This window comes from Baaleninema sp., from assembly GCF_049974805.1.
Lineage (GTDB): Bacteria > Cyanobacteriota > Cyanobacteriia > Cyanobacteriales > Geitlerinemataceae > Baaleninema.
Genome location: NZ_JBNGCO010000048.1, coordinates 1 through 12,528, shown reverse-complemented (window position 1 = coordinate 12,528; position 12,528 = coordinate 1). Strand labels below are relative to the sequence as shown.

The 12,528-nt window shown below is 49.7% G+C and carries 10 protein-coding genes; 8 read left to right on the top strand and 2 right to left on the bottom strand.

Annotation, left to right across the window (positions count from 1 at the left end):
• Positions 1-31: 31 nt before the first annotated feature.
• Complete coding sequence (locus ACP5D4_RS11045) at positions 32-568, bottom strand: hypothetical protein (RefSeq protein WP_428011682.1); 537 nt, start codon at positions 566-568, stop codon at positions 32-34.
• A gap of 167 nt (positions 569-735) precedes the next feature.
• Here ACP5D4_RS11045 and ACP5D4_RS11040 point away from each other — a divergent pair, with 167 nt between their 5' ends.
• Together ACP5D4_RS11040 and ACP5D4_RS11035 are read left to right on the top strand one after the other, a co-directional pair.
• A complete protein-coding gene (locus ACP5D4_RS11040) occupies positions 736-1,929 on the top strand; it encodes a ferrochelatase (protein WP_428011681.1) in 1,194 nt (397 codons plus the stop codon).
• Positions 1,930-2,087: 158 nt separating this feature from the next.
• Entirely contained in the window at positions 2,088-2,633 is a 546-nt protein-coding gene (locus ACP5D4_RS11035) for a glycine-rich domain-containing protein (protein WP_428011680.1), read from the top strand.
• Between the two features lie 137 nt (positions 2,634-2,770).
• Here ACP5D4_RS11035 and ACP5D4_RS11030 read toward each other — a convergent pair whose 3' ends face one another.
• Positions 2,771-3,898 carry a hypothetical protein gene (locus ACP5D4_RS11030; RefSeq protein WP_428011679.1) on the bottom strand — a complete coding sequence of 376 codons (1,128 nt, stop codon included), beginning with the start codon at positions 3,896-3,898 and terminating at the stop codon, positions 2,771-2,773.
• A gap of 250 nt (positions 3,899-4,148) precedes the next feature.
• Between ACP5D4_RS11030 and ACP5D4_RS11025 the strand changes: the two genes are divergently transcribed.
• The 6 genes from ACP5D4_RS11025 (at position 4,149) to ACP5D4_RS11000 (ending at position 12,490) form a co-directional block, all read left to right on the top strand.
• Positions 4,149-6,035 carry a CAP domain-containing protein gene (locus tag ACP5D4_RS11025; protein ID WP_428011702.1) on the top strand — a complete coding sequence of 629 codons (1,887 nt, stop codon included), beginning with the start codon at positions 4,149-4,151 and terminating at the stop codon, positions 6,033-6,035.
• Between the two features lie 105 nt (positions 6,036-6,140).
• The gene (locus tag ACP5D4_RS11020) at positions 6,141-8,213 is read left to right on the top strand and encodes a calcium-binding protein (RefSeq protein ID WP_428011678.1); all 2,073 of its coding nucleotides are present in this window, start codon (positions 6,141-6,143) and stop codon (positions 8,211-8,213) included.
• Between the two features lie 92 nt (positions 8,214-8,305).
• Entirely contained in the window at positions 8,306-9,742 is a 1,437-nt protein-coding gene (locus ACP5D4_RS11015) for a calcium-binding protein (protein ID WP_428011677.1), read from the top strand.
• Between the two features lie 109 nt (positions 9,743-9,851).
• A complete protein-coding gene (locus tag ACP5D4_RS11010; RefSeq protein ID WP_428011676.1) occupies positions 9,852-10,475 on the top strand; it encodes a COP23 domain-containing protein in 624 nt (207 codons plus the stop codon).
• Positions 10,476-10,600: 125 nt separating this feature from the next.
• On the top strand, positions 10,601-11,554 hold the full coding sequence (locus ACP5D4_RS11005) for a S1 family peptidase (RefSeq protein ID WP_428011675.1): 954 nt from the start codon (positions 10,601-10,603) through the stop codon (positions 11,552-11,554).
• A gap of 30 nt (positions 11,555-11,584) precedes the next feature.
• Positions 11,585-12,490: a S1 family peptidase gene (locus ACP5D4_RS11000; protein ID WP_428011674.1), complete on the top strand. Its 906-nt coding sequence runs from the start codon at positions 11,585-11,587 to the stop codon at positions 12,488-12,490.
• The last annotated feature ends 38 nt before the right edge of the window (positions 12,491-12,528 follow it).

The window sequence follows — 12,528 nt, the reverse complement described above, 5'->3', positions numbered from 1 at the left end:
AAGATGAAAAGACCAGTTTTCTCGGGTTTGATTATAAAAGTTCTTCGTGAATTTGTAGTAAATCACGAATAAACTCGGCGGCGGTGGTGCGGCGCGATCGAATTCCGTCCGGCGTCACCCACCATCCCTCAGCGCGATCGGGACGTTCCCATAGTTCCAGGTGGGAAACTGGGGGATCGGCGTAAAATCGATCGTCTCCCGCGCCGAGAAACGACGATTCGCGATGGGTTTGCAGGTCGTGACTGATGCGGTAGATGGGAAAGTCGCCAAACAGAGGAACCCCCCAGCCATCGCAAGCAAAAAAAGCGGTCACGGTTCCCCCCAGTTGTCGCCACCCCCAGGCTGTTGCGATCGCGCCGACAACCCCCGCACTGAAACTTAAAAAAATTAGGGGATCTGTCGGGGAAATCTCCTGTTGTTGTAAAAATTGAAAAACGTGAAACGGCGAGTAAGGGGGGTGCGTGTCTGTAGGAAGGACGAGACAGCGATGGCGAGGCAGGTCGAGAGCTTGCAAACCGCTCTGGCTCAGGTGTCGATCGTGAACGCCGGGACAAATATATATCGTCATCTACAAACCGTAATCGATTGAATTCACGGGTGGGAAAAGCAGCGTTTTTCGCTCAAGACCCCCAGAACCGCGAAACCCGCGAAGTTTTACCTGTGTTATGTTTGCGATCGAACAGGACTGTACGAGAACTGTACGACATCCGAGTGCTTCAATAGGAGAGATCGACTTTGGTAGTAACTCCCAGCGACAAAGCTCAACCCCAATCCCCCACCGTCCAATCCGATAACCGCGTCGCCGTCCTCCTCATGGGTTATGGCGAAGTCGAAAGTTACGAAGATTTTGCCAATTATAACGAGCAAGCTCTCAACTTACTGACGGCGAAGTTCGCCCCAGTTCCCGACTGGCTGTATCCCCCCTTGGCGCGATTGCTGGCGATTTTTGATCGACACGAGTGGGGACACCAACACAACGACTTTATTTCTCCCCACAATGCCATTTTCGAGCGCCAACGAGCCGGTGTCGAAGAACAACTTCAAGCCAAATGGGGCGATCGCGTCAAGGTGTTTAAAGCCTTCAACTTCTGCGCCCCCTATCTTCCCGAACAGGTTTTAGCCGAAATTAAAGCCCAAGGGTTTAATAAATTATTAATTTACCCGCTCTTGGTCGTCGATTCGGTGTTCACCAGCGGAATCGCCGTCGAACAGGTCAATAAGGCGTTGGCGAACCTGGCGGACGAAGACAAACATTGGGTGGAGGGATCGAAATATATTCCCTCGTTCTTCAACCAACCCGCCTATATAGACTTGATGGCGAACATGGTGGAAGAGAAAATCGCCGAAGAACTGGCGGCGGGTTTTCTCCCGTCGCAAATTGGCATCGTGTTGATGAACCACGGCTGTCCGATGAAAGCGAAAGGCTTCACCTCGGGAATCGATGAAAGTCAGGCGTTGTACGAAGCAGTTCGGGAACGCTTGATGTATCGCTATCCGCTGATTTCGGTGGGCTGGCTCAACCACGATACGCCGCTGATTGAATGGACGCAACCGGACGCGAAACAGGCGGCGGAGAATTTGATTCAGTTAGGCGCCCAAGCCATTGTGATGATGCCGATTGGCTTTGCGACGGAAAACCACGAAACCTTACTGGACGTGCATCACGTGATTCACGAGGTTCACAAAAGCCATCCCGATGTGACTTACGTGCAGATGCCCTGTGTTAACGATCGACCGGAATTTTTGGAAATGGTGGCAGAGTGGGCCAACCCCCAAATCGAGGCGTTGTTGGCAGAGGAAGCCTTTGAGGTGAATCCGGCGTTGGGTCAGGAACGGGCGAAACGGTTCCACGATTTGTTTGAACCCGACCACCATCATAACGGCCACAGCCACAGCCACAGCCATAACGGCCACAGCCACAGCCACTAATACAGCACGGCACTTACACAGAACTCCAGATCCCCGGCATCTTCGAGATGCCGGGGATCTTGTCGGTTCGGGGTCGTCTCCTGGGGTGCATAATTTTGCGATCGCTTCCCGAAACCATAACAGAAGTCAACGCAAGGATTCGCGAAGGTTCGAGAACGATGCAAAATCGGTTGTCTACTGTTATGGCTACTGTCACCCCCTCTGCTTCTGGAACGATAAATCCATCCCAAAATTTAACTCGCACTACCGACGTTGAGGCGCGTCTGGCGGCGTGGAATACGGATACGTTATGCGAAGACGTTCGGATATTGCTGGGACTCTCGAGGCGTCAAGCTTTTGAAGTTGTGGAACTGTACGAGCAGTTTTGGGGATTAATGGCTCGATATCCTCAAACGCGGTTGGTTCCGCCGATGATTGTCGATCGGGTTTGGCACTTGCACATACTCGACACTCGCCGCTATCGCCAAGACTGTTGGTTTTTGGTGGGCGAATTCGTCGACCATCAACCTCGTCGATCGCAACCGTTGGATGAAGGGATGGGATTGGATTTGACGATGGCGTTGTTCGAGCAGCATTTCGGCGTTGAGGTTCGATCGAAGTTGCAAGATTGGCAAGATGTTTTAAAATCTCAAACTCACAGCGTCTCTCCCCGTTCGGCGATGTTCGATCCCACCGAAGGGGGAGAATGTTACCGTCTCTGCTAGATTAACTGGTTCGATCGCTGCACTTGTACCGTCATCCCCAGACTTTGGAATTGGCTGTGCGCCATGTCTAGCCATTCGACGACTCGCTCTCGATCGCCCGTGGCGCGGGCTAAACGGATTTGTTCTTTGGCAAAAACCTACATTCCGCGACGATCGCAACAACTGTACACGTTGGCAAATCCGGTGTCTAGGTAGTGTCGGGCGGTTTCAGAGCGCGATCGAGCTATTTCCACTTGCGCTAAGCCTAATAGATTGCGAGTCACAGCGCGATCGCACTTTAAATCTCGGGCTTCCCGAAGGGCTTTCTCGTACAGTCGGACGCTTTCGTTCCATTGTTGAATTCCCGATCGTTGTTCGGCTTGATAGTGAATCAGGTCGAGTTGGCAGCGTTTCCAGCGTCGATCGCTTTTGTCGGCGGGAGTTTGACGCAGGATCTCCTCGGCTTCTCGCAACCAACGAGCGGTTTCGTCAAATTGCTTGAGAGTGAGCGTTGTCGCGCAGAGGTAAACCAGCAGCTCGAATTGAGCTAAAGGGGAAACATTGACCGAGGGAACTTGTTTCCACAGGGTTTTCATCTGTTCGAGAGCTTCCCAAGAAGCACCCGGACGACCGCTGACACTATGCGCCCAGGCGAGTTCGGCGCGATCGCGCCAGATGCGGTTGGATTCTCCCAGACGTTCGGCGCGATCGAGCAACCAACTCAGGGTATCTCGACGCAATTCAGACCAATCGTAGACGTGGACGATCCCTCGGACTTCTCGCCATTGGTGGCGCAGTTCTTCGTAGCGATCGAGATATTGCAACCGTGCAAACATCTCCGAAAGCGCCTGTTCGTAAGCATCTAAATCGGATTGTTCGTTATAGCCGGGAAGCCAATCTTGGTATTCGGAAGCTCGCAGCAAAATCGGTTTGAAGGCGTTGTGCCACTGATATCGGTTGGGAAATACCGGGGAGTAAGACGGAACTGTACTTTCGGGTAAGGGATTTCGTCGCATTCGATCGTTTAGGGCGGCTCGAAATTTGGGTTTACTGACTTTGACTCCCCAGTAGCTTTCTAGCTCTTTCCACAGTTGGCTTCCGACTTCTTTTAAGTATTTTTCGCCATAGTGATATCCCTCCTGTTGCGCCATTTTTTCGTAGGTAAAACCCTCCATTGCACCTCGAACCACTGCTTCTTGAACGTCACTTAAAACAGTTCCCTTATGCTCTTTTAAGGTTTGATTTAGGTAGGCAATAGCGCGATGGACTTCTCGTTGGTTTTTCATGACAATAAATCCTGAGCTTAAGTCCCTATGAGTTTAACCTACTTTTACCGACTTTTTGAAAGGCTTGCTATTAACAACCGACTTTTTCCGATTTTTTGGTTGCGTTTTTTAACGTTCGAGTCGTCAGACATAGAACCCGTGTTATTCTTCAGGCAAAGATTTTCAGGTTATTCGCTGCAACTCGCTTTGAATAACGTTTCTGGCGAATTTTGCTTGAGCCAGTATTGCTCGATCGAACCCTTTGCTTTCAGTGTTTTTTCTTGTTGTTTTACGAAACAATACTGAATTCGATAGAATTTTTTACGAAAAAAACACAGAGACTTTAACCAAATCTCAAATTATATCAGTAGATACACTGATATTGCTAAAAATTGAAACAATCGACAAGGCTCGATCGTTCAATTGCGAGGTAACAAAAAGCTGTTTGCGAGGGAAATGTTCGATTTACCCAGGGGTTAACGAACACCGAAGTCCAGTTCGCCTTGGCGATTTTCAAACCCCAACATTCAGATCCAAAAAATTAACCAAGATAAAAATTATAGAAGCAATGGAAATCATCGATGTAATCACCCCATTTACCACCATCATTCAAGGTTCTGACTATGACTTTGCCTTCATGTCAGACGGGAACGATACCTTATATTACGACCAAGTTCCTTTCAGTCAACAAACACAACTCGATCGCTCGCCTGGCACCGATGTCATCATCCTTGGCGGAGGAAACGATCTGGCAAAGAATATCGAGCCAGATTCGCGCATCTATTTTGGTAATGCAGGTAACGATACAATCTGGGGCGGTTCGGGTGGCGATACGCTATCGGGAGGACGCGATACCGATAGTATCAGCGGTTCGTCTGGCGACGACTTGATCTTTGGCAATTTAGGTGAAGACGAGCTTCTTGGAGGTAGAGGAAACGATACCATCCTTGGCGGTCAAGATAGCGATGTTATTGATGGTGGCGTCGGTAGTGACTTACTCCTTGGTGACTTGGGAAATGACCGGCTCGTTGCCAACGAAAACGATACGTTACTCGGAGGCGCTGGTGCAGATATCTTTGAAATTTCTGACAGCAGTTTATCGGCTGCACTCGTTTCAGATTTTGAAGTCGGTCAGGATCGCATCGACCTCGGCAGTGTTCCAGTCGATGATATTACGGTCGGGTTAGCGGTGCTTGGATTTATCGGCGAACCTGATATCCCGGTTATCCAGATCGAACGTATCAGCACTGAGCAATCCCTTGCTTTTGTTGTGCGATACGACGCTGCTATAAATGTCGAGACTGTTTCTCAAAGTCTTGACTTTTCGTCTGACAATGGTGGTGGAGGAACTGGACAATCGCAGGTCAACCTGGGAACTCTTGGAAGCAACGCACCTATTTCGAGGAGTGGAACGGTTTCACCAACGAAGCCAGAATTTGAAGACATCTACACTTTCTCGCTTTCTCAGACTCAGCAAGTCTCTCTAAGTGCTAATGGATTCACGCAGGATGTTGATTTAGAACTGTACCAAGATACAAACAACAACGGTCGCTTGGATGTGGGGACGGATACGTATCTTAACTTTTCTAACAATGGAGGAACATCAGGTGAATCGATCTCTCAATCTCTCAACAGTGGAAATTATCTCGCTCGCGTTTTCCTCTATCAAGGACAAGACTCAGAAAGTCCCTACACCTTGACATTAAGTGCGACGGGTTCGAGTGGTGGCGGTTCCAGTGGAAACTATAGTTCTGAGGAGTTCGAGCAGCGAGTTCTCGACTTAGTAAATCAGGAACGAGGGAACGTAGGTTTACAACCTTTGAGTTTTGAGTCTCGTCTGGCTCAGGCGGCAGAAACCCACAGTCAAAATATGGCGTTGCAGGATTTTTACAGCCATACCGGAGCCGATGGTTCTGACTTTACCGACCGAATGGAAGCAGCCGGTTTCCAATTTCAAGGTCGCAGTGCCGAGAATATCGCCGCAGGTCAAACCACACCTGAAGCCGTGATGGAAGGTTGGATGAATAGCACTCAAGGTCACCGTGAGGCGATTTTAAATCCAGAATTTACCCAGTTGGGGGTGGGTCATTACTTCCTCGAAAACGATACGGGGAATGTCAATCATAATCACTACTGGACTCAGGTTTTCTCGGCTTAGTTCTGAGTTGTAACTCGCAATCCGATCCTTTCCCGAATTTGATGGCATCGGATTATATTCCACCACGATTTCCAAAAAATCACAACAATGTGACACCCAACAATCATGTTTTTTTCAGATATCATCACAGGTTCCAACTTCGATTTCGCCATCACCACACCAGGCGATGACGTTTTAAACTTTGCCGAACTCTCTAGCGAACAGCAAAGCACACTAGCAGGTTCGCCAGGAATCGATGCGATCGTCCTCGGCGGCGGAAACGACGTGGCGCAAGATGATGCGGGAGCGCGAATCTACTTCGGGAACGTCGGAAACGACTATATCGACGGCGGCGAAAATGCTGATACCATCGCGGCAGGTCGCGATGCCGATACTGTTATCGGGGGAAGCGGTGACGATATGTTGTTTGGCAACAGACAAAGTGACACCGTTCTGGGTGGCGATGGCTCCGATCTCTTATTCGGCGGACAGGACGCTGACCTACTCGAAGGGAATGCTGGCGAAGATTTTCTCAGTGGCGATCGGGGTGAAGATACTCTAATTGGCGGTGCTGACACGGATACTCTCTCCGGGGGTCTGGATGCCGATCTGTTTATCTTTGCTGAGTCCAGCGGTCGCGACCCACAAATTATCGACTTCGATCCGAGTGAGGATCGTATCGGCATCGTCGATACAGCACCAAGTGACGTTGACGTGCGATTTGGCTCGCTTTACGGTAGCGTACCCTCCGTTCAAATTGCCCGGCAAGTCAATGGAACGTTAGAGCTACTCACCTTTGTCACCGGTCCTTTTATTCAAGATGAAAGTGCTGTTGCAGCAGTCGAGCAACGTCTCGAGTTTTTCGGGTCTAGTGGCACAGGCGGCGGTGACACAGGTGGCGGTGACACAGGTGGTGGGTCGAGCAACAACGAAGTTTTAGGACAACTTGACGGGAGCCAACTGTCTCGCAGTGGTGCGATCGCCGGTGGAGAATTGGGAGATATCTATCAATTTTCGCTACAAAACTCAAATTCCCTATCCCTGTCGCTGTCCGATCTAACACAAGACCTCGATTTAGAAATTTATCAAGACAGTAACGGGAATGGTAGCTTAGATTTAGGTACGGATAGTTTGATTAATCAGTCAAACTTAGCCGAAACTACACCTGAATCTATTTCACAATCTTTAACCAGTGGAACATATTTCGTGCGGGTCTTTTCCTATTTTGAGGATGCACCTGAGAGTTCCTATTCCCTGAGTCTAAATGCCACCAGTTCCGGCGATACAGGGGGTGGCGATACAGGCGGTGGTGATACAGGTGGTGGCGATACAGGTGGTGGTTCGTTCCAGCTACCAGCAAACTTTGATAAAAATTACTACTTAGTCTATAACTTTGATGCCTCATCAGGAATGCTGAACGGAGAATATAGTAGTGCAGCAGACCATTACGAACAAGTTGGGCAATTTGAAAACCGTCCTTTTGCACCATCTCGTCCTAGCACGTTTGACATTGACTTTGATTACCGATTTGATACTACCGGATTTTTCGACGATCCTAATCGACGTGCAACTTTAGAAGCCGCAGCAACAATTTGGGAATCAGTCATTTTGGATGAGTTCTCAAATATTTCTGCTGGTGAAACGATCGAACTCGTCAACCCATCAACTGGGGAGTTTACGACCACTACACTCGATCGCGAGATTGATGACATTGTGATTTTTGTTGGTGCACGTCCCCTGAACGGAGCTGTGGGAATAACCGATTCCCAGATTCCAGATCGAGATTCAGATTTAGACTTTGAGCCTTATTACGCTAGTGTGGCTTTTGATGTTAACTCATCCTATCGAGCATCCTCCAATCCGCTCGATCTTTCTAGTTGGCCTCAAGGTGACTTTGACGCCGATCTATTTTTAACGACGGTTCATGAAATCGCTCATGTTTTAGGAATTGGGCCATCTGAAGCTTTCGATAACCTACAGGCAAATGGTTCGTTTACTGGATCTAACGCTCGATCGATTAATAATGGTCAGCCAATTCCCTTTGCAAATTACAGTCATCCCTCTTCTTCATTCCGCAGTGTAAATGGTGTTCCGTCTTTAATTGGTGCTGGAGGTGGAGCTGATGCATGGGTTCCGAATGAGGTAGAGCTTTCAATCTTGGCAGACATTGGATATGAGATTGATGGTTTTACCGCTTAGGCAGAATCACCAAGCAATTCTGTCAATTCCTTAAAGGTAAACACGTCAGATTTCTTCATTCTACAGAGTAAACTTTCAAACATAGAAAGATCGTGGTTTTCTCAGACATCCTGACCGGTTCTAACTTCGATTTCGCCATCACCACAACAGGCGATGACGTTTTAAATTTTGCCGAACTCTCTAGCGAACAGCAAAACGCACTGTCAGGTTCGCCAGGAATCGATGCCATATTCCTAGGCGATGGTAATGACATAGGACTAAATGATAATGTCTCTCGCCTTTATTTCGGAAACGCTGGGAACGATTTGATCTCAGGTGCAAGTGGAGCCGACACCCTCGTTGGCGGTCGTGATAACGATACATTAGATGGTGGTTTTGGAAGCGATCTTTTACAAGGCGATCGTGGAAACGACCTCCTAATTAGCAGTGGCGGCGATACCTTAATTGGGGGAGCCGGAGAAGATGTATTCCGCTTAACCGACACCCAAGAAACCGTTATTGACGACTACGTTCCTCAAGTGGATGTTATCGAACTTCCTTCAGGCTTAACAATTGATGACATTGATATTTTGGGTTCGGGACGAGGAGGTGGACCTCAAGCTGCCATTTTGCAAGTTCGATCGACTGAAGAGCAATTAGCTATTCTGAATGACTTCCCTGGAGAAGCCTCAACCGCAGTTCGTAAAGAAGACATTATTAGTTTGGGCGCCGCTCTACCCTCACGTTCTCCTCAAGAGCAAGATTTAGGAAATCTAGGAGAATCGAACTTGTCTGCTTCAGGAACGCTCCTTCCTGAAAACTCTCTGGGCGGCTTCACACCTACCTTCTTCCAATTTGAGGTCAACCAACCGAGTACGGTGACAATCTCCTCTTCTGTCGGCTCTCTGGAAGGGGTAACTTTTAGCCTTGATTTATCCCAAGATTTGACAGGAGATGATATTTATCAACAGTATTTGGATGAGCAGGTAGGTAGGAGTCAAATCGATACGCGAGAAGATATTGTCGGACGTCCTGATGAGGAACTCGAAACAGTATCAGCGCAGGTTGAAAATGGAACTTATTTTGTAGGAGTCCGTGGAACGCCTGGATTGTCTTACTCGTTTGAGATTAGTGCGGAGCCTCTCTCTGCTGAAGATTCAAACAATATTATCAGTCCGTTTGTTTCAAATAGCACGCAGCCAATAGTCCTCGGTTCGACTTCAGCTAATGATTCAGTGGATGTCTTTCCATTTAATGCCTGGGCTGATACAGGAAGCCTCAATCTAAGCTTGAGCAATATCACGGAGGATGTCAATCTCGCTCTTTACCGCGATTCTAATTTTAATGGCGAATTAGAATACGATGCTGATACCTTAGTTGCCTCTTCAACAAATGCCGGTCTTGCTCCTGAATTTATAAGTCAAAACGTGACGGGGACAGGAAACGGCACAACGATATTTAGCGACACATACTTTGTCATCGTTTCGCAAGCCGACCCGAATGGAGCAGGAACGAGCTACGAGGTTACGTTCGATTACGAGCCAGCTTAGCCCCTGAAGGAGGAATAAATGAGGATTATGAAGCGCGATCGCAGTCCACCTAAATTTTTCTGAATTGATGTGACTGTTCGATCTTGTTGATAACCGAGGAAACTTCACCATGAAACGCCTTCTAAAAACCTTAACCGTCTTGGCAACCGTTGCTAGTGGCGCGGTTCTGTTCCCAAATGCCACGAAAGCACAACCTGGCCCCGGCCAAAGGGGGTTCTGGTGTCACACGCAAGCCGGCCAGTACCCCACGACCATGTACCAAAGTGCTAACGGGGAGTGGGAACCCTGGATTCGCTGGGCTTCCCATCACTTTACGGGTTCCGGCTACGACCCTCTAACCCGCTGTCGGGAAGTGAGCGGTCGTATGGAAACCTACCGCCGGAATCGCCAGCTTTACTACATCACCGCCGGACGTATGAACGGTGAAAATGTGATTTGCACTGCCAGCCAAGTCAACGGACGGTGTGAAAACTTAATCTATACGCTGCGTCCGGGAACGGATGTCATTCAAACACTGCAAACTCTTATGGCGTGGCGGGAAGGTCAAGCGGCAACACCCTCTCAGTACGAAAGCGGCCAGGTTCCTTATATTAATGTGGGCGATCGCCTTTACAACGACAATGCCCCGGCGACCACTTCAGCGCCTACACCTCAAACGGCACCTGCACCTGCTGCCGTCCCCGCACCTGCACCTCGACCGAGTTCCAATGGCGGTGGAATGCGCGATCTCTAGAGTGAGTTCGTGACGCTCGAACTTGCCTCGGCAACTCCGGAAAAATTCCGTTTGTTTTCCCAGAGTTCTCCAGAACATCAGCCAATTGTCAATCTCGATGCGGCGATCGCCAAACCCTTTCCTCCATGACTCACCGACCCCATCTTGCCAAAATACCGATCGAACTCGTCAGTAGCTTGCTGCTGGCGTTATCCTGGGGTATTTCGGCGGAAGGACTGACCGCACCCGCGATCGACACAGTAGCAAAATTCGGCGATCGCACAGCACAATCGCCGAACACCACGGCGGTAGACGAAACCCAATTGCGGCGTGTAACAGTACGAGTGGTGAGTTCGGACGCGGCGGGATCTGGGGCGATCGTCGATCGATCGAACGATACCTACACCGTCTTAACCAACTGGCACGTTGTCGAAAATCGCCAGAACTTGACCGTTCTCACCCACGACGGCCATCGCCATTCCCTGTCCGTCGAACCAAGACGGATTGCGGGAGTCGATATGGCAGTCGTTCGATTTCGCAGTTCGCGTCAATATCCCGTCGTTCCACTGGCCGAAAACTTGCCGCAGGTCGGCGAAACGGCTTACGCTGCCGGATTTCCCCTGTACGAGCGAGGTGGCGGCCCTATGACGATCGATCGCGGCATCACTAACTTTACCTTGAATGTCGGTGAAGTATCTGTTCTGCTCGATCGACCCCTTCTAGGGGGCTATCAACTTGGCTACACCAACCCTATCGTCGTGGGAATGAGCGGCGGTCCGATTTTCAACGGGCGGGGCGAACTCATCGGGTTAAACGCCCGCACTAGCGGGCGCGATCCCGGATTTAGCGCTTACCAATACCGCGATGGCAGTTCCCCAACCCCTGATGAACTCGAAATCGTGCAATCGTCAAGTCTTGGGGTCCCCATTCACTATTACACCGGCCTGTCCCCGGTGTCTTCAACACCAACCGTTTCTCCGCCACCGCGCAATCCCGCAACCATCGCGCCGCCTGTCGTGCGTCCGCAAACTCCTCTCACTCCAGTTTCTCGCGAACCGCAAACTGTTCGCGACGAAGATCTCAATTCTCTCCAAGAATAAACCTGTCCGGATTTTGCCTGACCTCAAACCATGATGAAACGTTTTACACCAATTTTGGGTCTGACCGTCGGAACTGTTCTCGTCGGAACGGCCTTTCCGCAATCGGCTTTCGCTCAAACGGCGCGAGAGGTAGCACGCGTTGCCATTCCCACAACGGTACAAATCAACAACCTTCTCGCCCCGAATAGTGGAGGTTCGGGAGTTATTATCGCGAAAGACGATGAGACTTATACCGTCTTGACCGCCAACCATGTTGTGGCGAATCCCAACTCCGAGTACGAGATCGTAACATCCCGCGAGAACAGTCACACTGTCACCAATGTCATTAATTTAGATTTCGATCCCGAACCCGAACGGGGAATCGATCTGGCGATCGTTCAGTTTGAAAGTGACGAGGACTATCCCATCGCTCCAGTTACGGATTCCGAGGAAGCCACGGTCGGTTCGGGGATTTACATCTCGGGATACCCGCTTCCCGGTACGCCCGGTGAAGAACGGGAGTATAGTTTCACCAACGGGATTATCAGCAACGTTCGGTCTAGTGATGAAGAAGGCTATCTGCTGCGTTACGATGCGGTGACGCGACGGGGGATGAGCGGCGGTCCAGTCTTTGATGTGAGCGGCCGCGTGGTGGGAATTCACGGTCAAGGAGAAACCACTGGGGTCACGGAAGTCGTCACGCGGGAAGGTACGCAAGGACAGGAAGAGGCGAAAACCGGGTTTAACTTCGCCATTCCTGTGAATACTTTTATAGAGTTGGCTGAGGATGTCGATGGATTCAGCGATCGGGATATGGCGATCGATGACGATCCCCCTGCTGAAGTCGATGCTGAAGAAGTAGATAGTTCTGATGTAGACGATTGGTTTGAAGCGTTCGCTTTTGAACTACTTGAAGATGTTTTACGGGGTCTAATTCGGCGATTTTTGCCGTTCTAAACCTTTAGGCGTTCAAGTAGTAATGTTGTTCTTTTTTG

Bases quoted from the DNA above. Each gene is read 5' to 3' on its own strand.
- ACP5D4_RS11045 (WP_428011682.1), bottom strand. From the start codon at position 568: ATGACGATATATATTTGTCCCGGCGTTCACGATCGACACCTGAGCCAG.
- ACP5D4_RS11035 (WP_428011680.1), top strand. From the start codon at position 2,088: ATGCAAAATCGGTTGTCTACTGTTATGGCTACTGTCACCCCCTCTGCT.
- ACP5D4_RS11030 (WP_428011679.1), bottom strand. From the start codon at position 3,898: ATGAAAAACCAACGAGAAGTCCATCGCGCTATTGCCTACCTAAATCAA.
- ACP5D4_RS11020 (WP_428011678.1), top strand. From the start codon at position 6,141: ATGTTTTTTTCAGATATCATCACAGGTTCCAACTTCGATTTCGCCATC.
- ACP5D4_RS11010 (WP_428011676.1), top strand. From the start codon at position 9,852: ATGAAACGCCTTCTAAAAACCTTAACCGTCTTGGCAACCGTTGCTAGT.
- ACP5D4_RS11005 (WP_428011675.1), top strand. From the start codon at position 10,601: ATGACTCACCGACCCCATCTTGCCAAAATACCGATCGAACTCGTCAGT.
- ACP5D4_RS11000 (WP_428011674.1), top strand. From the start codon at position 11,585: ATGATGAAACGTTTTACACCAATTTTGGGTCTGACCGTCGGAACTGTT.